Annotated in this window: 22 protein-coding genes; 12 read left to right on the forward strand and 10 right to left on the reverse strand. The window is 70.2% G+C overall.

Annotated elements, in window-relative coordinates; translation table 11 throughout:
* The first annotated feature begins 52 nt into the window (after nt 1–52).
* Both metG and OHA99_RS18250 read left to right on the forward strand, forming a co-directional pair.
* Nucleotides 53–1,669, forward strand: coding sequence for a methionine--tRNA ligase (gene metG / locus OHA99_RS18245; RefSeq protein WP_366472367.1), 1,617 nt, complete (start codon nt 53–55; stop codon nt 1,667–1,669).
* Nucleotides 1,670–1,771: 102 nt separating this feature from the next.
* Nucleotides 1,772–2,137 (forward strand): PH domain-containing protein, encoded by a 366-nt coding sequence (locus OHA99_RS18250; RefSeq protein WP_007451662.1) that lies wholly within the window; start codon nt 1,772–1,774, stop codon nt 2,135–2,137.
* A gap of 15 nt (nt 2,138–2,152) precedes the next feature.
* Here the strand turns inward: OHA99_RS18250 and OHA99_RS18255 are convergent, their stop codons facing one another.
* Both OHA99_RS18255 and OHA99_RS18260 read right to left on the reverse strand, forming a co-directional pair.
* Complete coding sequence (locus OHA99_RS18255) at nt 2,153–2,365, reverse strand: DUF397 domain-containing protein (RefSeq protein WP_125629936.1); 213 nt, start codon at nt 2,363–2,365, stop codon at nt 2,153–2,155.
* The gene (locus OHA99_RS18260; RefSeq protein WP_125629938.1) at nt 2,362–3,237 is read right to left on the reverse strand and encodes a helix-turn-helix transcriptional regulator; all 876 of its coding nucleotides are present in this window, start codon (nt 3,235–3,237) and stop codon (nt 2,362–2,364) included. The genes OHA99_RS18255 and OHA99_RS18260 overlap by 4 nt, the downstream gene beginning before the upstream one ends.
* Before the next feature lie 291 nt (nt 3,238–3,528).
* On the opposite strand from OHA99_RS18260, the gene OHA99_RS18265 reads away from it, so the two are divergent.
* From OHA99_RS18265 to OHA99_RS18275, 3 genes are all read left to right on the forward strand, one after another.
* Nucleotides 3,529–4,446 carry a helix-turn-helix domain-containing protein gene (locus tag OHA99_RS18265; protein WP_125629940.1) on the forward strand — a complete coding sequence of 306 codons (918 nt, stop codon included), beginning with the start codon at nt 3,529–3,531 and terminating at the stop codon, nt 4,444–4,446.
* A 68-nt stretch (nt 4,447–4,514) separates the two neighbouring features.
* A complete protein-coding gene (locus tag OHA99_RS18270) occupies nt 4,515–5,099 on the forward strand; it encodes a DUF6932 family protein (RefSeq protein WP_153178853.1) in 585 nt (194 codons plus the stop codon).
* Nucleotides 5,096–6,031 (forward strand): hypothetical protein, encoded by a 936-nt coding sequence (locus OHA99_RS18275; protein WP_366472368.1) that lies wholly within the window; start codon nt 5,096–5,098, stop codon nt 6,029–6,031. Before OHA99_RS18270 ends, OHA99_RS18275 begins: the two co-directional genes overlap by 4 nt.
* Nucleotides 6,032–6,159: 128 nt before the next feature.
* Here OHA99_RS18275 and aspS read toward each other — a convergent pair whose 3' ends face one another.
* Nucleotides 6,160–7,923, reverse strand: coding sequence for an aspartate--tRNA ligase (aspS, locus tag OHA99_RS18280; RefSeq protein ID WP_405696768.1), 1,764 nt, complete (start codon nt 7,921–7,923; stop codon nt 6,160–6,162).
* A 217-nt stretch (nt 7,924–8,140) separates the two neighbouring features.
* Here aspS and OHA99_RS18285 point away from each other — a divergent pair, with 217 nt between their 5' ends.
* Complete coding sequence (locus OHA99_RS18285; protein ID WP_153178856.1) at nt 8,141–10,306, forward strand: SpoIIE family protein phosphatase; 2,166 nt, start codon at nt 8,141–8,143, stop codon at nt 10,304–10,306.
* Here the strand turns inward: OHA99_RS18285 and OHA99_RS18290 are convergent.
* The 3 genes from OHA99_RS18290 to OHA99_RS18300 all read right to left on the reverse strand — a co-directional run bounded on the left by OHA99_RS18290 (nt 10,237) and on the right by OHA99_RS18300 (nt 12,951).
* Entirely contained in the window at nt 10,237–11,322 is a 1,086-nt protein-coding gene (locus OHA99_RS18290) for an AI-2E family transporter (protein ID WP_282879514.1), read from the reverse strand. The two genes, OHA99_RS18285 and OHA99_RS18290, sit on opposite strands and share 70 nt — an antisense overlap.
* Nucleotides 11,323–11,387: 65 nt before the next feature.
* On the reverse strand, nt 11,388–12,365 hold the full coding sequence (locus tag OHA99_RS18295; protein ID WP_153178858.1) for a pirin family protein: 978 nt from the start codon (nt 12,363–12,365) through the stop codon (nt 11,388–11,390).
* A gap of 115 nt (nt 12,366–12,480) precedes the next feature.
* Nucleotides 12,481–12,951 (reverse strand): SseB family protein, encoded by a 471-nt coding sequence (locus OHA99_RS18300; RefSeq protein WP_003975142.1) that lies wholly within the window; start codon nt 12,949–12,951, stop codon nt 12,481–12,483.
* Between the two features lie 149 nt (nt 12,952–13,100).
* Here OHA99_RS18300 and OHA99_RS18305 point away from each other — a divergent pair, with 149 nt between their 5' ends.
* From OHA99_RS18305 to OHA99_RS18320, 4 genes are all read left to right on the forward strand, one after another.
* Complete coding sequence (locus OHA99_RS18305) at nt 13,101–14,927, forward strand: acyl-CoA dehydrogenase (protein WP_165685384.1); 1,827 nt, start codon at nt 13,101–13,103, stop codon at nt 14,925–14,927.
* A 96-nt stretch (nt 14,928–15,023) separates the two neighbouring features.
* A complete protein-coding gene (locus OHA99_RS18310) occupies nt 15,024–16,322 on the forward strand; it encodes a M18 family aminopeptidase (RefSeq protein WP_153178860.1) in 1,299 nt (432 codons plus the stop codon).
* Between the two features lie 114 nt (nt 16,323–16,436).
* Nucleotides 16,437–16,688, forward strand: a complete 252-nt coding sequence (locus OHA99_RS18315; RefSeq protein WP_007451652.1) for a DUF6458 family protein — start codon at nt 16,437–16,439, stop codon at nt 16,686–16,688.
* 85 nt (nt 16,689–16,773) lie between these two features.
* Complete coding sequence (locus OHA99_RS18320; protein WP_007451650.1) at nt 16,774–17,268, forward strand: LURP-one-related/scramblase family protein; 495 nt, start codon at nt 16,774–16,776, stop codon at nt 17,266–17,268.
* A gap of 34 nt (nt 17,269–17,302) precedes the next feature.
* On the opposite strand, the gene OHA99_RS18325 is transcribed toward OHA99_RS18320, so the two are convergent.
* Entirely contained in the window at nt 17,303–17,764 is a 462-nt protein-coding gene (locus OHA99_RS18325; protein ID WP_153178861.1) for a DUF2867 domain-containing protein, read from the reverse strand.
* A gap of 71 nt (nt 17,765–17,835) precedes the next feature.
* Entirely contained in the window at nt 17,836–18,645 is an 810-nt protein-coding gene (locus tag OHA99_RS18330; protein WP_282879516.1) for a carbon-nitrogen family hydrolase, read from the reverse strand.
* 367 nt (nt 18,646–19,012) lie between these two features.
* Between OHA99_RS18330 and OHA99_RS18335 the strand changes: the two genes are divergently transcribed.
* On the forward strand, nt 19,013–19,837 hold the full coding sequence (locus OHA99_RS18335) for a maleylpyruvate isomerase family mycothiol-dependent enzyme (RefSeq protein ID WP_266571386.1): 825 nt from the start codon (nt 19,013–19,015) through the stop codon (nt 19,835–19,837).
* A gap of 146 nt (nt 19,838–19,983) precedes the next feature.
* Here the strand turns inward: OHA99_RS18335 and OHA99_RS18340 are convergent, their stop codons facing one another.
* The gene (locus OHA99_RS18340; protein WP_153178864.1) at nt 19,984–21,294 is read right to left on the reverse strand and encodes a nitrate/nitrite transporter; all 1,311 of its coding nucleotides are present in this window, start codon (nt 21,292–21,294) and stop codon (nt 19,984–19,986) included.
* Nucleotides 21,291–21,941 (reverse strand): GntR family transcriptional regulator, encoded by a 651-nt coding sequence (locus tag OHA99_RS18345; RefSeq protein WP_007451677.1) that lies wholly within the window; start codon nt 21,939–21,941, stop codon nt 21,291–21,293. Before OHA99_RS18345 ends, OHA99_RS18340 begins: the two co-directional genes overlap by 4 nt.
* A 221-nt stretch (nt 21,942–22,162) precedes the next feature.
* Here OHA99_RS18345 and OHA99_RS18350 point away from each other — a divergent pair, with 221 nt between their 5' ends.
* Complete coding sequence (locus tag OHA99_RS18350; protein ID WP_381498127.1) at nt 22,163–23,098, forward strand: D-alanyl-D-alanine carboxypeptidase family protein; 936 nt, start codon at nt 22,163–22,165, stop codon at nt 23,096–23,098.
* The last annotated feature ends 44 nt before the right edge of the window (nt 23,099–23,142 follow it).

Below are 23,142 nucleotides of genomic sequence, written 5' to 3' on the forward strand. Positions count from 1 at the left end.
CCCCCCGAAACGCGTGTGAGTCGATCTCCACCAGGCCAGTAGGATTTCGCCCATGGCGGCCACTGGATCAGAGAAGCAGGGGGCGAAGGCGTACTACGTCTCGACCCCCATTTACTACGTCAACGACGCTCCTCACCTGGGCCACGCCTATACGACCGTCGCAGGCGACGTGCTCACCCGCTGGCACCGCCAGCGCGGTGAGAAGGTGTGGTACCTCACCGGCACGGACGAGCACGGTCAGAAGATCATGCGTACGGCCGAGGCGAACGGGGTCACCCCGCAGGCCTGGGCCGACAAGCTCGTCACGGAGGCCTGGAAGCCCCTGTGGGAGCACCTCGACATCGCGAACGACGACTTCATCCGCACCACGCAGAAGCGGCACACCGACCGCGTCCAGGAGTTCGTGCAGGACCTGTACGACAAGGACGAGATCTACAAGGGCGGCTACGAGGGCCCGTACTGCGTGGGCTGCGAGGAGTACAAGCTCCCCGGCGAGCTGCTCGACGGCGAGGGCGAGTACGCGGGCCAGAAGCTGTGCCCGATCCACAAGAAGCCGGTGGAGATCCTCAGCGAGGAGAACTACTTCTTCAAGCTGAGCGAGTACAGCGAGAAGCTGCTCGCGCACTACGAGGCCAATCCGGGCTTCATCCAGCCGGAGTCCGCGCGCAACGAGGTCGTGAATTTCGTCCGCCAGGGCCTCCAGGACCTCTCCATCTCCCGCTCGACCTTCGACTGGGGCGTGCCGGTCCCCTGGGACGACAAGCACGTCATCTACGTCTGGGTCGACGCCCTCCTGAACTACGCCACGGCGGTCGGCTACAACGAGGACCCGGCGCGTTTCGAGTCGACGTTCCCGGCGGACGTCCACCTCGTCGGCAAGGACATCCTCCGCTTCCACGCGATCATCTGGCCGGCCATGCTGATGGCGCAGGGCCTGCCCCTGCCCGGGAAGATCGCCGCGAACGGCTGGCTGATGGTCGGCGGCGAGAAGATGTCGAAGTCCAACCTGACCGGCATCAAGCCGCAGGACCTGACCACGCACTTCGGCGTGGACGCGTACCGCTGGTACTTCCTGCGCGCGATCGCGTTCGGCCAGGACGGCAGCTTCTCCTGGGAGGACTTCTCCGCCCGCTACACCAGCGAGCTGGCCAACGACTACGGCAACCTCGCCTCCCGCGTGGCGGCGATGGTCAACAAGTACTTCGGCGGCGAGCTGCCGGCCGCGACGGCCGACGGCGACGCGGAGAAGGCCATCCACGACGGCCTGACCAAGGCCGTGGTCGAGGCCGACCGGAAGATCGGCGAGGAGCTGGACTTCCAGGGCGGCATCCTGGCGGTCTTCGACTTCGTCAAGCAGGTCAACGGCTACATCACCGAGCAGGAGCCCTGGAAGGTCGCGAAGGACGCGTCCCCGGAGGGCAAGGCCCGCCTGGCCACGATCCTCTACACGGCCGCGGAAGCGCTCCGCGCCGTGGCGGTCCTCCTGAACCCGATCATGCCGGACACCTCCCAGAAGCTCTGGGACTCCCTCGGCGCCGAGCCCTCCCTGGGCGCCCTCGCCGACCAGCAGGTCCAGCACGCGGCCGACTGGGGCCGGCTCCCCGCCGGCGCCACGGTCACCAAGGGCGCGGTGCTCTTCCCCCGTCTCGAGGAGAAGCCGACCGCGTAACACGCTCGCTACAGCAGGGGCCCGGGAGAGGCAGCAGCTTCTCCCGGGCCCTCCGCGTTTGCGAAGATCGTACAAGCAACCGGCTCACGTGGGGGGACATCCATGGCACTCTTCGGCAACGCGCACAGCATCGATCCGGCCCAGGCGCAGCAGGAGTACGCGCGCCTGCTGGGCCACGGCGAGCAGGTCCACGCGGCCTACCTGCTGATCCGCGACACCATCCTGTTCACCGACCGGCGGCTGATCCTGATCGACAAGCAGGGCATCACCGGCAAGAAGACCGAGTACCACTCGATCCCGTACCGCAGCATCACGCACTTCGCGGTCGAGACGGCCGGCCACTTCGACCTCGACGCCGAACTGAAGATCTGGCTCTCCGGCTCCCAGGCCCCCATCCAGAAGACCTTCACCAAGGGCGTCGACATCTACGAGGTCCAGGCGATCCTGACCCAGTTCGTGGCGCGGTAGGGCCGCGGCCGGTCGTCAGCTCCCGGACGCGTACGCCACGAAGCCTGCCCACGCCTCCGCCGCCAACGCGAGGCGGGGGCTCGCGTCGCGGTGCTTGGAATCGCGGACGTGCACCGTTCCGGGGGTGGTGGCCACCTCGACGCAGGAGTCGCCTTCGTTGCCGTCGCTGTAGCTGCTCTTGAACCACGCCAGTTCGGAGGCATCTCCGGCGGAGGCCTTGCGGATCATGTTTCTCCCAGCAATTGCTCGATGAATGCCAGCGACTCCCCCAGCGGGAGGGCCTGCGCCCGGATGGTGCCATAGCGCAGCTCAAGGATGCGGAGGTGCCTTGGGTCGTGGATCGGCCGCCCATTGAACGCGCCATCGGAGCGTGCCACGGCCGTCCCGTCCTCGAACTTCAGCAATTCGATCTTGCCGTCCAGTCCGGGGTGGGTCTCACGGTGCAGCGGCATCACCTGAAGGGCGACATTACGCATCCGCCCCACCTCCAACAGACGTTCGAGCTGCTGTCGCCACACCATTGTGCCTCCGAGAGGTCGTCGGAGCGGTGCCTCTTCCAGGACGAAGCTGATTGCAGGGGCAGGGTCCCGGTCGAAGACCGACTGCCTGGCCATGCGAGCGGCGACCATCCTCTCGACTTCCTCTTCCGAGTACGGGGGTTGCCGTGACTCGAAAGCTGCTCTGGCATGTCCAGGTGTCTGCAACAGGCCACTAATGCTGTGGCACACGTACACACCGATCTCGACCGCCCGCGCCTCCATCTGCGCCAGGTCCCGAACCCTCTTCGGATAACGGACCTTGGCCACGTCCTCCTTCATCGCGGCGAGCAGCCCACCCGCGCCCAACACCTCGTCCGCCCTGTCGAGATACTCCGGCCGGGGAATCCGCTTGCCACCCTCGATCTTGTAGACGAGATCCTCTCCGTACCCCACGGCCTCACCGAACTCGCCGGCCCGCATCCCCACGGCCTCCCGGCGTAGCTTCAACTGCCGTCCGACGGTGGCGACCACCGCCACGCCCCACTCGTCGTCCGGGTCCACCTCCCACCCCGGCTCGTCAGCCTCGGTCCTGAGCTGCCGAACCTCACCGTCCACCGACATGCGTGCCCTCCGTACAGTCACCGGAACTCGACGACGCGGGCCCCGGTCGCACCTGCGCCCCCCATGAACCACTCACTGGAGAGAAAAGCACCCACCAAACCCCTCCCCTCCCTCCCGTCGGGCGCAGTCACTCACGCGGGTGAATATGCCAACTTGGCTAGATTAGGGGCAGGTTGTGTGCCCTACGCTCGGCGGCGAACGACCACCACCAGACATAGGTCAGCCCCCGCCGGGAGTGGCTTCCCAGAGCGAGGGCCTGACCACCAAGGAAGACGGATAGGACTCTTCCCGATGGCTGCCCAGCACCCTAACGCGCCCACACCCGCCACGTCCCGAACCCCGGACGAAGACCACCCCCACGAGCAGCCCCTCGCGGGCGTCGTCCACGACAACGTCCGCCATACCGAGAGCTTCACGGTGGTCGGCAACCACCTCGTCCAGCACAAGGAGTTGTCCCTGCTGGCCATCGGGCTCTCCTGCTACATCCAGTCCGTGCGCCAGGGCACCTCTGTCGACATCAAGACCCTCGCCGCCCGCTTCCCCGAGGGCCCCACCCGCATCGCCGCCGGGCTGCGCGAACTCGAGAAGCACGGCTACCTGGAGCGCACGTGTACCCGCACGTCCACCGGCCGGGTCGTCACGCGCACGGTCTCGCGCAACCGGCCCGGACACAGCGGCAGTGGCAGCAGCAGCGCACGGGATCCGGCGCCCCGCCCTGCCGCCCGACGCGCGGCCCAGGAGAAGCCGCCGCCGCGCAAGCGCCTCCCCGCCGTGCCGCAGCCGTCGTGTCCCGCCCCCGCCCTCCTCCAGGCAGCCGTCGACGTCCTTACCGGTCTGCGCCGCCGCGACCCCCGTCTCCTCCTCTCCGCCACCGACGCCGAACACCTCGCCCCGGGCGTCGCCGCCTGGCTGGAACGCGAGATCACCGCCACCGCCGTATGCCATGCCCTGACGGAAAACCTGCCCAACGAGCCTTTGATCCGGCCGGCCGCCCTCCTCGCCCACCGCCTGACCGCCCAGCTACCGCCCCCACCACCGTTCCGGACCCCGGCGCCACCGGCCTTGGAGCGACGGCACCCCCTCCAGACCTGCGACGGCTGTGACCGCGCCTTCCGGGCTCCTCAGCCGGGCAGGTGCCGTGAGTGCCGAACAGTGGACGACCGAGTGCCTGGAGCTCCTGACGTCGGTCCACTCTGCGCGGCAGGATGACCCGTGCCGTCGAACTCTCCGTATCCCGCGCTACCCCAGCGCACATCCGTACCCGACAAGGACTTCATGTGCTGCCTTCCTTCGCCGCGAATGGATTCCTTCCTCTCGGCCGCTACTCCCTCTCCGTCGGCGAGGTGGAGGACATGCTGGTCCGCGCGCCTGACTTTCAGGGCTCCGACACACGACAGGTGCTGTGGGACGGACTGAACAACTATCTGGAGCCGTTCTTCGCGTTGGAGGACTTGTACGCCGACACCCTGGACGGGCGCACGCTCATCCACCGGGTGTGGCTCGGTGGCAGTTTCGTGAGCGCGAAGACCGATCCGGGCAACATCGACGCGACGCTCCTGATCGACGTGGAAGCCGAGCGCGCCGTTCGCGGCAGGCCTGGCTCCAAATGGTTGACCACCGCTTTCCAGAGCCGGGCCAACATGCTGCGCAAGTTCGGCGTCTCACCGGTCAGAATCGGATACCGGCCCGTCGTCCATGTCTTCCGACCCGAGCGCTTCACCGCCGAGGAACGGACATACTTCATGGAACGAGGTGTGTGGGACGACTGGTGGCAGCGTTGTCGCCTGCCCGGACAGACGGACTTTTCTCCGTCGCACGAAAGTGCCGCCCCGGCACGCGGATACCTGGAGGTGCGACTGTGACCACCGGCGACGGCTGGCGCGAGCGCAGGCGGGCAGCGCTCAGGAACGATCCGGGAGCCGCCGAGACCGCCGCGCGTCTCCTGGAAGAGATGGGCACCGAGGAACGGAACGACGAGGAGATCGAGGCAGAGCACCGGGCAAACCGCCTAGCGGCGGTGCGTGCGTACGAGCCGGACGCTCGTCTCGACGAGGAACTGCGGCTCCGTCTGACCGGCCCGGACACCGAGGGGGGCGCTCTGCGTTTCCAGTGGGGTGACGCTCTTCTGAACCCGGTGGAGAACGCGATCTCTGTCGCTGCGGGCACTCCGGTCCAGCTGGAACTGACCGGCATCTCGTCCGGAAGCACCGTGGTGCATGCCCGTCCCGTGGCTACTGCCCTCCCCGCTGAGCCTCCGGCCATGGAAGCTCCCGTCACATCCGCCACGAGCACCGGCATGCGTACGCTCACCCATCTGCTCGCCGCACTGGAGGCCGAGCAGGACGTCCGGGAGTGGTCGCGCCTCTTCGACGCGGTGGACGCCCTGGCCCGGGCCTTGGGCAAGTACGAGCTCGACCTGGGAGTGACCTGGTACGGCGCCGACGGGGACATGCGCAGGGCGCGTCTCACCGGGCGTGGCAGGCGTTATGTGGAACGGCTTCGCGAACCGTCCCGACCTCGCGACCAGGAGATGATCATTTCCGGCCGCATCACGGAGCTTCGAGAAAGCGGCTGGGTCAAGGTCAAGACGGGCACGTCCAGGAACGCGCCGGCCTATGACGTCCACTTCGACAAACCCGAGGAACTGCTTCGCATGCGCCCCGGCCTCGGGGACAACATCCACTTCCGGGTCCGCTTCCGTCAGTGCCTGGACTCGGTGGGCATCGCCCGTTCGACGGAGTACACGTACCTGGGACCAGCGGCGGAACAACCCTCGCTGCCGCTTGAGTCCTGACCAGGGCGCCCGTCCGACGCCGTCGGCCAACGGCCACGAGAAGAACGAGGGCCCGGCACCGGAGATCATCCGGTGCCGGGCCCTACGCCGTGCCGTGTCGTGCCGTGTCGTGCCGTGCCGTCGGCGGACTACTTCGGCTGTGGCTTGCGCACCGTCAGGTGCAGTTCCCTCAGCCGGGTCTCGTCCAGCTCGGTCGGGGCGCCCATCATCAGGTCCTGGGCGTTGCCGTTGAGCGGGAAGGCGATGGTCTCGCGGATGTTGGGCTCGTCGGCCAGCAGCATGACGATGCGGTCGACGCCGGGGGCGATGCCACCGTGGGGCGGGGCGCCGAAGCGGAGGGCGCGCAGCATGCCGGCGAACTCGCGCTCGACGGTCTCCGCGTCGTAGCCCGCGATCTCGAAGGCCTTGAGCATGATCTCCGGCTCGTGGTTCCGGATCGCGCCGGAGGACAGCTCGACGCCGTTGCAGACGATGTCGTACTGCCAGGCGAGGATGTCCAGCGGGTCCTGGTTCTCCAGGGCGTCCATGCCGCCCTGCGGCATCGAGAACGGGTTGTGGGAGAAGTCGATCCTCCCCGTCTCCTCGTCCTTCTCGTACATCGGGAAGTCGACGATCCAGCAGAAGCGGAAGACGTTCTCCTCGAAGTGGCCGGCGCGCTTGGCGGCCTCGACGCGGACCGCGCCCATGATCTTGGAGACCTCGTCGAACTCACCCGCGCCGAAGAACACCGCGTGGCCGACGGCCAGCGAGAGCCGCTTGGTCAGCTCCGCGACGTTCTCCTCGGTGAGGAACTTCGCGATCGGGCCGGACAGCTTGCCGTCCTCGCCGACGCGGACCCAGGCCAGGCCCTTGGCGCCCTGCGAGACGGCGTAGTCGCCGAGCTGGTCGAAGAACTTGCGGGGCTGCGCCGAGACGTCAGGGACGGGCAGCGCGCGCACGTGCTTGCCGGCGAAGGCCTTGAACTCCGAGCCCTCGAAGACGTCGGTGATGTCGACCAGCTCCAGCTGGGCGCGCAGGTCCGGCTTGTCGGAGCCGTACTTCAGCATCGCCTCGCGGAACGGGATGCGCGGGAACGGAGACGTCACCTCGCGGCCGTTGCCGAACTCCGTGAACAGCTCCGTCATGAGCCGCTCGATCGGCTGGAAGACGTCCTCCTGCTCGACGAAGCTCATCTCGACGTCGAGCTGGTAGAACTCGCCCGGCGAACGGTCGGCGCGGGCGTCCTCGTCGCGGAAGCAGGGCGCGATCTGGAAGTACCGGTCGAAGCCCGAGATCATCAGCAGCTGCTTGAACTGCTGCGGCGCCTGCGGCAGGGCGTAGAAGCGGCCCGCGTGCAGGCGGGAGGGGACCACGAAGTCGCGGGCGCCCTCGGGGGAGGTGGCGGTGAGGATGGGCGTCGCCATCTCGTTGAAGCCGAGGGTCACCATCTTGTGCCGGATGGCGGAGATGACCGAGGTGCGCAGCATGATGTTGCGGTGCATGCGCTCGCGGCGCAGGTCCAGGAAGCGGTACTCCAGGCGCCGCTCCTCGTTGACCCCGTCCTCGGTGTTGATGGTGAAGGGCAGCGGCTGGGCGGCGCCGAGCAGCTCGACCTCGCCCACCTCGACCTCGACCTCGCCGGTGGGCAGGTCGGGGTTGATGTTGTCGGCGCCGCGGGAGACGACCTTGCCGTCGACCCGAACGGTCGATTCCTTGGTCAGCTTGTCCAGCGCCGCGTAGGCCTCGGTGCCCGGACGGGCGACGAGCTGCGTGATGCCGTGGTGATCGCGCAGATCGATGAAGAGGATGCCGCCCAGGTCGCGCCGATTGTGCAGCCAGCCACTCAGTCGGACGTCGGTGCCGACGTCAGAGGAGCGGAGCTCGCCGCAGGTGTGGGACCTGTACCGATGCATCGTCGTTCATCCAGCCTTCGCGGATCGGGGATGGCGTTTCGCGTTTCACGTGAAACAACCCCAGCGTACCGGGCAGCCGCGCCTGCCTTCCTCCCCATTGACTCCCCATGGCCCCGCCCCGGGGCCGCCCCGAAGCCCGTCCGCGGCCGCCCCGGAGCCGTTCCGGTGCCGCGGCGAGCGGTGGCAGCGTCCGATCACCTCTTCTTAAAGTGGGGCAATGCGTACTGGTGAGCCCCTGCCCGCGGTGGGGGACGTCCTCGCCGCCCTCGCGACCGGACTGTGGCACTGGGACACCGCCACGGGCGAGGTCACGGTGGACGGGGAGGCCGCCCGCCTGCTCGGGCTGCCCGCCGAACCGGCGACCCTCACGGAGGCTCAGGTACGGGCCCGGCTGCATCCGGTGGACTGGAACGAGATCACCGGGGTGGTCCAGCTCGCCGTCGCCGAGGGGACCCTCGCCGAGGTCCGCATCCGGATCATGGACGAGCGTGGCCATGTCGTCCGGGTCGTACGCAGCCGTTCCAAGCCCTCCTTCGACTCCGCGCGCAAGGCGTACGTGCTGACCGGCACCCTCCAGGAGGTCGCCGAGCCGAGGCCCGGCACCCCCGCCGGGCGCAGCGCGGTCACCGGCGAGTGGCGCCGCTCGCGGGAGGCCTTCCTGCTGGACGCGGGCCGGGCGCTGGCCGAGGCGCGGTCCACCGAGGAGGTGCTGCGGGTCGCGGCCGGGCTGTCGATGCCGGGGTTCTCCCCGGACGGCCTCGCGGTGTTCGGGGTGTCGGGGGACCGGCTGACCGTCATCGGCCACCACGGGCAGCCCCAGAACGACATGAACCCGTTCATCGACATGCCGCTGGAGACGGACTACCCGGCCGCCGAGGTGGTGCGCACCGGCCGGGCCGTCTACCTCTCCTCCCCCGGGCAGTACCGGCACCGCTACCCCCTCACCTGGCCCCTCGCCGAGCGCTTCGGCCGCCATTCCTGGGCCTTCCTCCCCCTGACGGTGGCGGGCCGCACCATGGGCGCCTGGATGGCGGCCTTCACCTACCCGGTCGCCTTCACGCCCGACGAGCGCTCGGTGCTGACCACGGTGGCCCGGATGCTGGCCCAGGCCCTGTCCCGGGCGGGCGCCGCCGAGAACCAGCGGGAGCTGGCCGAGGGGTTGCAGCGCTCCATGCTGCCGATGCTCGGCCCGGAGATCCCCGGCATGGACGTCGCCGCCCGCTACGTCCCCACCGGCGGCGGCCTCCAGGTCGGCGGCGACTGGTACGACATGATCCCGCTGCCCGGGGGCCGTTTCGCGCTGGTGATCGGCGACGTCCAGGGTCACGACGTGCGGGCGGCCGGGCTGATGGGCCAGCTGCGCATCGCCCTGCGCGCCTACGCCTCCGAGGGCCACCGCCCCGACGCGGTGCTCGCCCGCGCCTCCCACTTCTTCCACGGCCTCGCCGCGTCCGCGGACGACCCCGGCGACCTGCGCTTCGCGACCTGCTACTACGCCGAGGTCGACCCCGCCACCGGCACCGTGGAGAGCGCCCGCGCGGGGCATCTGGACCCGGTGGTGCGCATGGCGGACGGCACGGCGCTGATCCTCGCCACGGCGGGCGGGCTGCCGCTGGGCATCGACCCGGACTCCGACTATCCGACGACGCGCCTCGCCCTGGAGCCCGGGGACACCCTGATGCTGTGCACGGACGGCCTGGTCGAGACCGGCGGCCATGATCTGCAGAGCGGCTGGCACCGCCTGCGGGTGCTCCTGGAGGAACACGCGGGCGACCTGGAGGAGCTGGCCGACGCGCTGGTCCAGGCCGTGCACGGGCCCTCCTCGCACCACACCGTCGGCCCGCTGTCCGACCGCCGCGAGGACGACATCGCGCTGTTGCTGCTGTGCCGGCAGGGCGAGGGCTGCGGGTGCGGGGAGAGCACCGCGGTCCGGGCGCCGGTGCGCCGCACCATGCTGACGGTCGCCCAGGCCGAGCCGGCGCGGATCGCCACCGCCCGGCAGCACCTGCGCGACCTGCTGCACGACTGGCCGGGCGAGGAGCAGCGGGACGCGGCGGTGCTGCTGCTCTCCGAGATGCTGACGAACGTCCTGGTCCACACCGACACCGACGCCCTGCTGGTCGCCGAGGTCGTCGGGGAGCCGGGCGACCGGCGGATCCGGGTGGAGGTCACCGACAACGGCGACGACCTGCCGCACAAACGCAGGCCGGGGGAGATGGCGTCCTCCGGGCGCGGGCTGATGCTGATCGAGCTGCTCGCGGACGCCTGGGGCGTAGCACCGCGCGGCGAGGGCAAGAGCATCTGGTACGAGATCTACGAGTCCGCGGCCCCGGACGAGGGCTGCGGCCCCGCGCCCGGCCCGGGGGCGGCCGCGGCCTCGTAACGCCCCTGGAGCTCGTGCACGATCCCGAACGCCGCCGCGGTCAGGGGCACGGCGAGGAGCATCCCCAGGATGCCCGCCACCGAGGCGCCCGCGGTGAGCGCGAGGAGCACGACGGCCGGGTGCATCTGGACGGTTCGGCTCTGGATCACCGGCTGGAGCACGTGCCCCTCCAGCACCTGCACGGCCAGCACCACGCCGAGCGCCCACAGCGCGACGACGAACCCCCGGTCGGCCAGCGCCACCAGCACGGCGACGGCACCGGAGATGAACGCGCCGAGGTAGGGGATGTAGGCGCCGACGAAGACCAGCGCCCCGAGCCCGACCGCGCCGGGCACGCGCAGGACGAGCAGCCCGACCGTGATGCAGACCGCGTCGATGAGGGCGATCAGGGTGGTGCCCCGCATGAAGCCCTCGACGGCACCGAACGCCCGCCGGGCCATGGCCTCGACCATGTCGGCGCCGCCGGGCGGGGCGATGGCCCGCACCGTGCCCACGGCCCGGTCGGAGTCGCGCAGGAAGAAGAAGACGAGCAGCAGGGCGAGGACGGCCATGGCCATCATCTCGCCGACGACGCTGATCCCGCTCACCACGCCCGAGGCGGCCGTACCGCCGAACTTGCCCATCAGCTCCCGGGCGTTGGAGGCGACGTCGTCCAGCGAGGTCCCGGCCGCCCCGAAGTGGTCGGCGACGCCCTTCGCCGCGTGCCGGAGCGAGGCGATGATCTGGTCGCCGGTCTCGATGAGCGCGGAGACCACGATGTACACGGCCCCGCCGACCACCGCCAGCACGGCCACGCAGGTCAGCCCGGCGGCCAGCGACCGCTGCACGTGGGCCTTCACCAGCCGCCGGTGCAGCGGCCGGAGCAGGGCGGTGCCGAGCAGCGCGAGCAGCGCCGGCGTCACCGCGGTGCGGAACTCGACGCAGAGCCTGACAGCGACGTAGACGACGCCGCTGGCGAGCAGGATGACGGCGCACCAGGCGGCGAACCGGCGCACCGGACCGGGGAGCAGCTGCACGTCCCCAGCCGATCACGCGCCGGGCGGGCTGTCCTGCGTGGACGGCCCGCCCGGGTGACGCGCGGTCAGGCGCCGGGGCCCTCCTCCGACATCCCGTGCACGGCCGGGACGGTGCCCAGGCGGCCCTTCTGGAAGTCCTCGAAGGCCTGCATCAGCTCGTCCTTGGTGTTCATCACGAACGGGCCGTAGTGGGCCATCGGCTCCCGGATCGGCCGCCCGCCGAGCAGCACGACCTCGAGGTCCGGGGTGTGCGCGTCCTGCTTCTCGTCCGCGCGGACGGTCAGCGAGCCCCCGGCGCCGAAGACGGCGGTCTGCCCGAGGTGGACCGGACGCCGCTCGGCGCCGACCGAGCCGCGCCCGGCCATGACGTAGGCGAGGCCGTTGAAGTCCTCGCGCCAGGGCAGGGTGACCTCGGCGCCCGGCGCCAGCGTCGCGTGGACCATCGTGATCGGCGTGTGCGTGATGCCGGGGCCGTCGTGCCCGTCCAGCTCACCGGCGATGACGCGCAGCAGCGCGCCGCCGTCCGGGGAGGTGAGCAGCTGGACGCTGCCGCTGCGGATGTCCTGGTACCGGGGGGCCATCATCTTGTCCTTGGCCGGCAGGTTCACCCACAGCTGGAGGCCGTGGAACAGCCCGCCGGACATCACCAGCTGCTCCGGCGGCGCCTCGATGTGCAGCAGGCCGGAGCCGGCCGTCATCCACTGGGTGTCGCCGTTGGTGATGGTGCCGCCACCGCCGTTGGAGTCCTGGTGGTCGAAGATCCCGTCGATGATGTAGGTGACGGTCTCGAAGCCGCGGTGCGGGTGCCAGGGGGTGCCCTTGGGCTCTCCGGGCGCGTACTCCACCTCACCCATCTGGTCCATCATGATGAACGGGTCGAGGTGGCGGTAGTTGATCCCGGCGAACGCGCGGCGCACCGGGAATCCCTCGCCCTCGAAACCGCTGGGCGCGGTCGTGACGGTGAGCACGGGGCGTGCGACGGCGTCGGCGGACGCGGATACGCGGGGCAGCGTCAGCGGGTTCTCGACGGTCACGGCAGGCATGTCGACCTCCTCGGGCGGCGTGCGCCCCACTTTAGTTGAGCATTGAACTTCTTGCCACCTCAAACAGAGAGAGCCCGGAGGGCATTCCCTCCGGGCTCGCAGCGGCGACGGCAGGTCAGCCGTACATGCGGCGCATGGCGAAATCGACCATCTGTTCGACGGCTTTCGCGTCGAAGACCATCCGGTGCTCGCCCTCCATGTCCAGGACGAAGCCGTAGCCGGTCGGCAGCAGGTCGATCACCTCCGCGCCGGTGATCACGAAGTACTTCGACTCCTTGCCCGCGTACCGGCGCAGCTCCTTCAGGCCGGTGAACATCGGAATCACCGGCTGCTGGGTGTTGTGCAGTGCGAGGAAGCCGGGGTTGTCACCGCGCGGGCAGTAGACCTTCGAGGTCGCGAAGATCTGCTGGAAGTCCTCGGCGGACATCTGCCCGGTGGTGAAGGCGCGCACCGCGTCCGCGAGCGAGGGCGGGGACGGCTCGGGGTACAGCGGCGGCTGCTGCCCGTACCCGCCGCCCATCGGCTGCTGCGGGGGCGGGGCGTACTGCTGCTGCTGTTGGCCCGCGGTCTGGTCGTAGCCGTACATGCAGCACAGAGTAACGAGTAACGAGTCACAGATGGGCGGCCCGGGGTTGCTTCTTATTACCGACGGGTAGCATCATCGTAGCTACTAGTTGGTACGTGTACGGATGCGAGGAGCGAGTGCCTCGCCGATCTCTCAACGGAGCCGTCGCCATGGGGCACTACAAGCCGAATCTCCGGGACATCGAGTTCAACCTCTTCGAGGTGCTCGGCCGCGACAAGGTCTACGGCACGGGCCCGTTCGCGGAGATGGACACCGACACCGCCAAGAGCGTCCTCGAGGAGCTGACCCGCCTCTCCGAGAACGAGCTGGCCGAGTCCTTCACCGACGCCGACCGCAACCCGCCGGTCTTCGACCCGGAGACCAACACGGCACCGGTCCCGGCGTCCTTCAAGAAGAGCTACCAGGCCTTCATGGACTCCGAGTACTGGCGGCTCGGCCTGCCCGAGGAGATCGGCGGCACCACCTCCCCGCGCTCCCTGATCTGGGCGTACGCGGAGCTGATCCTGGGCGCCAACCCGGCCGTGTGGATGTACTCCTCGGGCCCGGCGTTCGCCGGCATCCTCTTCGAGGAGGGCAACGAGGTCCAGAAGCACATCGCCTCGGTCGCCGTCGAGAAGCAGTGGGGCTCCACCATGGTCCTCACCGAGCCGGACGCCGGTTCGGACGTGGGCGCCGGCCGCACCAAGGCCGTGCAGCAGGAGGACGGCTCCTGGCACATCGAGGGCGTGAAGCGCTTCATCACGTCCGGCGAGCACGACATGTCGGAGAACATCCTCCACTACGTCCTCGCCCGCCCCGAGGGCGCCGGACCCGGCACCAAGGGCCTGTCCCTCTTCCTGGTCCCCAAGTACGAGTTCGACTTCGAGACCGGCGAGCTGGGCGAGCGCAACGGCGTCTACGCCACCAACGTCGAGCACAAGATGGGCCTGAAGGCCTCCAACACCTGCGAGATGACCTTCGGCGACCGCCACCCCGCCAAGGGCTGGTTGATCGGCGACAAGCACGACGGCATCCGCCAGATGTTCCGCATCATCGAGTTCGCCCGCATGATGGTCGGCACGAAGGCGATCTCCACCCTCTCCACGGGCTACCTCAACGCCCTGGAGTACGCCAAGGAGCGCGTCCAGGGCCCCGACCTGGCCAACTTCATGGACAAGGCGGCCCCCAAGGTCACCATCACGCACCACCCGGACGTGCGCCGCTCCCTCATGACGCAGAAGGCGTACGCCGAGGGCATGCGCGCGCTGGTGATGTACACCGCCTCCGTCCAGGACGAGATCCAGGTCAAGGAGGCGAACGGCGAGGACGCCTCGACCGAGCACGCCCTCAACGACCTGCTCCTGCCGATCGTGAAGGGCTACGGCTCGGAGAAGGCCTACGAGCAGCTCGCGCAGTCGCTCCAGACCTTCGGCGGCTCCGGGTTCCTCCAGGAGTACCCGATCGAGCAGTACATCCGCGACGCCAAGATCGACACCCTGTACGAGGGCACCACGGCGATCCAGGGCCAGGACTTCTTCTTCCGGAAGATCGTCCGCAACCAGGGCGCCGCGCTGAACTCGCTCGCCGAGGACATCAAGAAGTTCCTGGCGCTCGCCACCGGCGGCGAGGAGCTGTCCGGCGCCCGCGAGCACCTGGCCAAGGCCGCCGTCGAGCTGGAGGCCATCGTCGGCCTGATGCTCACCGACCTCGCCGCCACCGAGCAGGACGTCAAGAACATCTACAAGGTGGGCCTCAACACCACCCGCCTGCTCCAGGCCTCCGGCGACGTGATCGTCGGCTACCTGCTCCTCAAGGGCGCCGCGATCGCCGCCGAGAAGCTGCCGACCGCGTCCGCCAAGGACAAGGCCTTCTACACCGGCAAGATCGCCGCCGCGAAGTTCTTCGCGGCGAACGTCCTGCCCGGCCTCACTCTGGCCCGCAAGGTCGCCCAGGGCGTCGAGCTGGACCTGATGGAGCTGGACGAGGCCGCCTTCTAGGACCGGTCCGCCCCCTCCACCAATTCCACACACCCCGACGAGGGCCCGCTCCCGCTCCACGGGAAGCGGGTCCTCGTACGTCGTTAAGGTGAACCCATGAGCGCACCCTCCCGCTTCGACCGCGGCCACACCGACGACCTGATGACCTTCCTGTCGGCGAGCCCGACCCCGTACCACGCCGTGGCAACCGCCGCCGAGCGGCTGGAGAAGGCCGGCTTCCGCCAGGTCTCGGAGACCGACGCGTGGGAAGGGACAAGCGGCGGCAAGTACGTGCTGCGCGGCGGCGCGATCGTCGCCTGGTACGTCCCGGAGGGCGCCGCCGCCCACACCCCCTTCCGCATCGTCGGCGCCCACACCGACTCCCCCAACCTGCGCGTCAAGCCCCGCCCGGACACCGGGGCGCACGGCTGGCGCCAGGTCGCCGTGGAGATCTACGGCGGCCCGCTGATGAACTCCTGGCTCGACCGCGACCTGGGCCTGGCCGGCCGCCTCTCGCTGCGCGACGGCTCGACGCGCCTGGTCGACGTGGACCGCCCGCTGCTGCGCGTCCCGCAGCTCGCCATCCACATGGACCGCAACGTCACCGCGGACGGCCTCAAGCTCGACAAGCAGCGCCACCTCCAGCCCGTCTGGGGCCTGGGCGACACCGTGCGCGACGGCGACCTGATCGCCTTCCTGGAGGACGAGGCGGGCCTCGCCCGCGGCGAGGTCACCGGCTGGGACCTGATGACGCACTCCGTGGAACCACCGGCGTACCTGGGCCGCGACCGGGAGCTGCTGGCGGGCCCGCGGATGGACAACCTGCTGTCCGTGCACGCCGGTACGGCCGCCCTGGCCGCCGTCGCCACGTCCGGCGCCGACCTGCCGTACATCCCCGTCCTGGCCGCCTTCGACCACGAGGAGACCGGCTCCCAGTCGGACACGGGCGCCGACGGACCGCTGCTCGGCGGCGTGCTGGAGCGCTCGGTGTTCGCCCGCGGCGGCTCCTACGAGGACCGCGCGCGTGCCTTCGCCGGCACGGTCTGCCTGTCCTCCGACACGGGCCACGCCGTCCACCCCAACTACGCGGAGCGGCACGACCCGACGCACCACCCGCGCGTCAACGGCGGCCCGATCCTCAAGGTCAACGTCAACAACCGCTACGCCACCGACGGTTCGGGCCGCGCCGTGTTCGCCGCGGCCTGCGAGAAGGCGGACATCCCCTTCCAGACCTTCGTCTCCAACAACTCCATGCCGTGCGGCACCACCATCGGCCCCATCACCGCGGCCCGGCACGGCATCAGCACCGTCGACATCGGCGTGGCCATCCTGTCGATGCACAGCGCCCGGGAGTTGTGCGGCGCCGACGACCCGCACCTGCTGGCCAACGCGCTGGTGGCCTTCCTCCAGCCGTAGCACCCGAAGCACAACAGGTCCCCACGGCATGAGGGTTGAGGCCCGGGGTACCCGCACGGAACCGGATCGGCCGGAACGCCGGAACCGACCGGATCTGACAGGGAGGCAACACTCATGGGCCTCGGCGGGTGCATCATCCTCATCGCCGTGGGAGCCATCCTCACGTTCGCGACCGACTGGGACATGCAGGGCGTCAACCTCGACCTGGTCGGCGTGATCTTCATGGTCGTCGGCCTGATCGGCGTCGCGACGTTCAGCAGCATCGCCCGGCGCCGCCGCGTCGTGATGCCACCGGCGACCCCGGTCGTCGAGGACCGGCCCCACCACCACACGCAGGACGGCTACCGCGACGGCTACGGCGCCTGAGCCGCCCGGACGCACACCGCGGCGCACTCAGCCTGTCGGCCTACCGGCCGCGTTCCGCGGCGCCCGGCGGGGAAGCGGTCAGAGCATGAGATTCCTCGTGTACGACCGGCTCCTCGGCATCGGCGACGACTACTGGATCGAGGACGACCGCGGCAACAAGGTCTTCCTCGTCGACGGCAAGGCGCTGCGGCTGCGGGACACCTGGGAACTGAAGGACGCCCAGGGGCGTGTCCTCATCGACATCCACCAGAAGATGTTCGCCCTGCGCGACACCATGGTGATCGAGCGGGACGGCGAGCCCCTGGCACGCCTCAAGCGGAAACGTCTCTCCCTGCTGCGCAACCACTACCGGGTGACCCTGGCCGACGGCACCGAACTGGACGTCAGCGGCAAGATCCTCGACCGGGAGTTCGCCATCGAGTACGACGGCGAACTCCTGGCCGTCGTCTCCCGGCGCTGGCTGACCCTCCGGGACACTTACGGCGTCGACGTCGTACGGGACGACGCGGACCCGGCGCTGCTGATCGCCCTCACGGTGTGCGTGATCCACCTGGCGGAGAAGGAACGGGAGGACGACTGAGCGGTCCGCCCGTCTCCGGCGCGGCCGGGGCTCCTCAGGCCGTCCGGCGGACGGCGCGGCCGAGGAGCAGGGGCACGGCCAGGTGGTGCACCGGTGCGGCCAGGAACCACAGCACCCGGCCGGCCCGGCGTTCGTAGTGTGCGTAGGTCGTCCAGAGCAGCCGCGCGTCGTCGACGGTCACGACGTTGCGCACGGTCAGCGACGGTGCGCGGGCCTCCAGGGCGACCCGGTCCGGTCCGGTCTCCAGCACGCGCCAGCCCACCACGTGCCGCCGCGAGGCGCGCGGTCCCAGCCGCAGCCCCAGCACGCCCGCCCAGCCCGCACGGATCAGCTCGCGCAGGACCACCGGGACGTCCTCGTAACTGGCGCGCACCCATGCCTCGGGCGCCAGCGGGGGAAGCCCGGCGGCCGGAAGTTCGAACGCGGTCGCGAAGTGGGCGTCGTCGACGGGATCCACCCGGACCCGGCGAATCGTGGAGGAACCGGTGTTTCTCATACCCGGAATCCTGAGCCGCGCACCCGGGGCGTCAAACACGACGCGTTCACACGACGCGTTCATACGACGCGTCACACGGCGGGCTCCGTGCGCGGCGGCTCCAGGCCCAGCACCCGGTCCTTCAGGGCCGGGAACTGCTCCCGGGTCCGCGCCACCTTCGCCGGGTCGAGGTCCACCGTGAGGACCTCCTCGTCCGCGCCGGCCTCCGCCAGCACCTCGCCCCAGGGATCCACCACGATCGAGTGACCCGCCTGGGGAACCCCCGCGTGCGTACCGGCCGTTCCACAGGCGAGGACGAACGCCTGGTTCTCCACCGCCCGCGCCCGGGCCAGCAGCGTCCAGTGGGACCGGCGGCGCTCCGGCCAGCCCGCCGGCACGACGAGGACCTCGGCACCTTCGTCGACGAGGGAGCGGAAGAGTTCGGGGAAGCGGAGGTCGTAGCAGGTCGCCACGCCGAGGGTGGTGGTGTCCGCCAGCCGGACCGTCACCGGCTCGCGTCCCGCGCCCATCAGCACGGCCTCGCCCTTGTCGAAGCCGAAGCGGTGGATCTTGCGGTAGGAGGCGGCCAGGTCGCCGGAGGGGGAGAGGACGAGGGAGGTGTTGTACAGCCGTCCGTCCGCACCGCGCTCGGGAACCGACCCCGCGTGCAGCCACACGCCCGCGTCGCCCGCCGCCTTGGCCATCGCCTCGTACGTCGGTCCCCGCAGCGGCTCGGCCGCCGCGTCGAACGCGTCGAAGGCGAAAGCACCCGTGGTCCACAGCTCCGGCAGCACGACGAGATCGGCGCCCGCCTGCTCCCTCACCAGAGCAGCCGCCCGCAGGCGACGCGCTTCGACCGTTTCGTCCTCGTTCACGGCGATTTGGATCAAAGAGGCGCGCACACTACCACCGTCCTGGCATTCGAGCCGTCCACACGGGCCTACGATCGTCACACGAAAGCACTGCCGGGGTGCCGCACAGCAGCGTAACTTAGGGGGTGTCGATGGGATCCAGCCGGAGTCGCGGGGCCTGGCACGCACATCTGCGGCGTTGTCGTCGGTTGCCAACGCTCCGCGTTGTCGCCCTCCTCCGCCTTGCAGCTGCACGCACCAGACCCCGCTCGGGTCGGCGAAAGGGCACCGCTGCCTGGAGCCGGCCTGATCCAATCGACACCCCCTAGCCTCTCAAGACGCCCGCCGACTGCCGCCGCCGCCACTGGCACCGCCGCCACCAACCGCCCGTGTACCGACCGCCGAGGGGTCCCGTTCCGTGAGTCTGCATCCCGCCCTCCAGCCCTACGCCGACGCCTGGACTCACTCCGTCGAGGCGATATCGGAGCTGGTCCAGCCGCTTGTGGAGGCAGAGTGGAACCGCCGGACCCCCTGCCCGGGATGGTCGGTGCGCGACATCGTCTCGCACGTCCTGGGCCTGGACTCCGAGATGCTCGGCGACCCCCGCCCCATCCACACGCTCCCGCGCGACCTCTACCACGTCACCAACGACCACCAGCGCTACATGGAGATGCAGGTCGACGTCCGCCGCCACCACACGGCGCCGGAGATGACGTCCGAGCTGGAGTACATGATCATCCGGCGCAACCGCCAGCTGCGCAACGAGTCGCGGGACCCCGGCACCAAGGTGCGCGGCCCGCTCGGCACCGAGCTGACCCTCCAGGACGCGATGCGCCGGCACGCCTTCGCCGTGTGGGCGCACGAGCAGGACCTGCGCACGGCCCTCGGCCGTCCCGGCAACCTCGACTCCCCCGGCGCGCACGTCGCGCGTGACGTGCTGCTCGACGAGCTGCCCGCCGTCGTCGCCGACCGGGCGGACGCCCCGCGCAGCTCGGCCGTCGTCTTCGACGTCCACGGCCCGGTCGAGTTCCTGCGCACCATCCGCGTCGACATCCAGGGCCGCGGCACCCTCGAATCGTCCCCGGCCCTGGGCCCCGCCGCCACCCTCACCCTCGACTGGGAGACCTACTTCCGCCTCGCCTGCGGCCGGGTGACCCCGGAGGCGTCGAAGGACCGCATCAAGACGGAGGGCGACCCGGACCTGACGGCGGCGATCCTGCGCAACTTCACAGTCACGCAGTAGCCGCCCCCCCCCCAGCTGCGGGCAATCGTGCCTCCCCCAGTGCCTGAACGGCCTGGGAGGTACCCCCAGGGCGGCACGGGTGGGCGCAGCGGCACCCCGGCACCGCCGGGCTGCGCACCCACCCGCCCCGCACCCACGCCGGGTACCTACACAGGCACGTGCACCGTCTCCACCCGGCTGGCAACCAGCCGCTCCCGCTCCCGCGACGCGGCCCGCTTGCGCAACCGCAGAATCTGCGACAGACCAACCGCCTGCAACACAAACACGGACGAGAACGCCACGCTGTAGTCGTCCCCCGTCGCGTCCAGCAGCACCCCCACCGCGAACAACGTGGTCATCGACGCCACGAAGCCCCCCATGTTCGTGATCCCCGACGCCGTCCCCTGCCGCTCCGCCGGATTCGCCGGCCGCGCGAAGTCGAAGCCGATCATCGACGCCGGCCCGCACGCCCCCAGCACCGTGCACAGCACCACGAGCAGCCACATCGGCGCGTGCTCGCCCGGGTAGGCCAGCGTCGTCGCCCAGAGCAGCGCGGTCGCCCCCACCGTGCCGAGCGCCAGCGGCAGCCGCGCCGCGTGGTGCCGGGCGATGATCTGGCCGTAGACCAGGCCGACCACCATGTTGGACAGCACGACGAGGGTGAGCAGCGTGCCGGCCGTGGCCCGGGACAGCCCCTGCGCCTCGACCAGGAACGGCATCCCCCACAGCAGCAGGAACACCATCGCCGGGAACTGGGTGGTGAAGTGCACCCACAGCCCGAGCCGCGTCCCCGGCTCCCGCCAGGACATGGCGATCTGCCGCCGTACGTACGCGGCCCCCTGGTGCGGCAGCGGCTCCGGCTCGTGGCCCTCGGGGTGGTCCTTGAGGAAGAGGAGCAGCAGGACGAAGACGACGACACCCGCCAGCGCGCTGCCCGCGAACGCCGCCGTCCAGCCGATGCCGTGCAGCAGCCGGGCCAGGACGAGGGTGGAGACGAGGTTGCCCGCCATGCCGACCAGGCCGGCCAGCTGGGCCACCATCGGCCCGCGCCGGGCCGGGAACCACCGGGTGCCCAGCCGCAGCACGCTGATGAACGTCATCGCGTCCCCGCAGCCCAGCAGCGCCCGCGAGGCCAGCGCCATGCCGTACGACGGGGAGAAGGCGAAGCCCAGCTGCCCGGCCGTGAACAGCACGACGCCGATGCCCAGCACCTTCTTCGTGCCGAGCCGGTCGACCAGCAGGCCGACGGGTATCTGCATACCGGCGTAGACCAGCAGCTGGAGGATGGAGAAGGTGGACAGCGCGGAGGCGTTGACGTGGAAACGGTCCGCGGCGTCGAGACCGGCGACCCCGAGGGACGTACGGAAGATGACCGCGACGAAGTAGACGGACACTCCGATGCCCCACACGGCGATCGCACGCCGGCCGCCGGGCGGATCACCGGGCAGGGCGCGGCCGGCCGAGGTGGCCGTACTCATCGGACCTCCCCCCGGGCCAGGTGCGAGAACCACCCCACGTGCCGGCGCACCACGCCCACGGCCGCCTCCGCGTCCCCGGCGCGCAGCGCGTCGAGGATCTCCTCGTGCTCGGCGAGGGTGTGGGCGATCCGGTCGGGGTGGGAGTGCATCACGGCGACGCCCATGCGCAGCTGGCGGTCGCGGAGCTGGTCGTAGAGGCGGGACAGGATCTCGTTGCCGCCGCTGCGGACGATCTCGGCGTGGAAGCAGCGGTCGGTGACGGAGGCGGCGGCGAAGTCACCAGCGGCGGCCTGCTCCTGCTGCCGGGCGAGCAGCTCCTCCAGCCGTTCGACCAGCCCGGGCGGCGCGGGTACGGCCTTCCTGGCCGCGTGCTCCTCGACCAGCAGCCGGGTCTCCACCACGTCCGCGATCTCCTGCGCGGAGACGGGCAGGACCAGGGCGCCCTTCTTGGGGTAGAGCCGGATCAGCCCCTCGACCTCCAGTCGCAGCAGCGCCTCGCGCACCGGGGTGCGGGAAACGCCGACGGCCTCGGCCAGCTCACCCTCGGTGAGCAGCGTCCCGCCCTCGTAGCGGCGCTCGAGGACGCCCTGCTTGACGTGGGTGTAGACGCGGTCCGCCGCGGGGGGTTGCTTCACTGCCGTGGTCATGCCGACAGGATAGATACAACAGGGACACAAGAGGGATCCGTTCCAGCATCCGGACGCCGGCCCGCCCCACTCACTCCTCGGAGGGAACCCGGAACCTCCCCTCCGCCCCGCCGTGCAACCATCCACCCCCTTCGGGTGTCGCACTGACGCGGCCACAGCTCCACCGACCACAATTCGGCCGCTTTCCAGGTGACTTCACCATAATCGGGGTAATCAACTCAATGAACACCATTTCTGGCAGCCGCCTGCGCAGGGCCCTCGCCGTCGCCCTGACCGGCGGCGCCGTCCTCGCCACCGGAGCCCTCGCCACCGCGCCCGCCCAGGCCGCCGCACCCGGGCGCACCGCTCCCGCAGCCGCCGTACGGGCGCCCACCGCACCCTCGATCGCCGCCAAGGGCGGCTTCGTCATGAACAACGCGACGGGCAGGTCGCTCTACACCAAGGCCGCCGACACCAAGCGTTCCACCGGCTCCACGACCAAGATCATGACCGCGAAGGTCGTACTCGCCCAGCCGAAGCTGAACCTGGACGCCAAGGTCACGGTCCAGATGGCGTACAGCGACTACATCGTGTCGAAGAACGCCTCCTCCGCCCGCCTGATCGTCGGCGACAAGGTGACGGTCCGCCAGCTGCTGTACGGGCTGATGCTGCCCTCCGGCTGCGACGCCGCGTACGCGCTGGCCGACAAGTTCGGCTCGGGCAAGACCAGGGCGGCGCGCGTGAAGTCGTTCATCGGCAAGATGAACGCGACCGCCAAGAGCCTCGGCCTGAAGAACACGCACTTCGACTCGTTCGACGGCATCGGCAACGGCAAGAACTACTCCACGCCGCGCGACCTCACGAGACTCGCGAGCAGCGCCATGAAGAACTCCACCTTCCGCACCATCGTCAAGACCAAGAAGTACACGGCGAAGACGAAGACCAAGAAGGGCGGCACCCGGACGATGGCGCCCTGGACCAACACCAACACGCTGCTGGGCAGTTACAGCGGAGCGATCGGCGTGAAGACGGGGTCCGGCCCGGAGGCCAAGTACTGCCTGGTCTTCGCCGCGACCCGGAAGGGCAAGACCGTCATCGGCACGGTACTGGCGTCCTCGTCGTCGACGCAGCGCGCCAAGGACGCCACCAGGCTCATGGACTACGCCTTCACGAAGTAACCCGCGCACCGCCACGCACCACCGCACAGCCACGAAGGGGCCCG

Source organism: Streptomyces coelicoflavus (assembly GCF_045041415.1).
In the GTDB taxonomy this organism is placed as follows: domain Bacteria; phylum Actinomycetota; class Actinomycetes; order Streptomycetales; family Streptomycetaceae; genus Streptomyces; species Streptomyces coelicoflavus.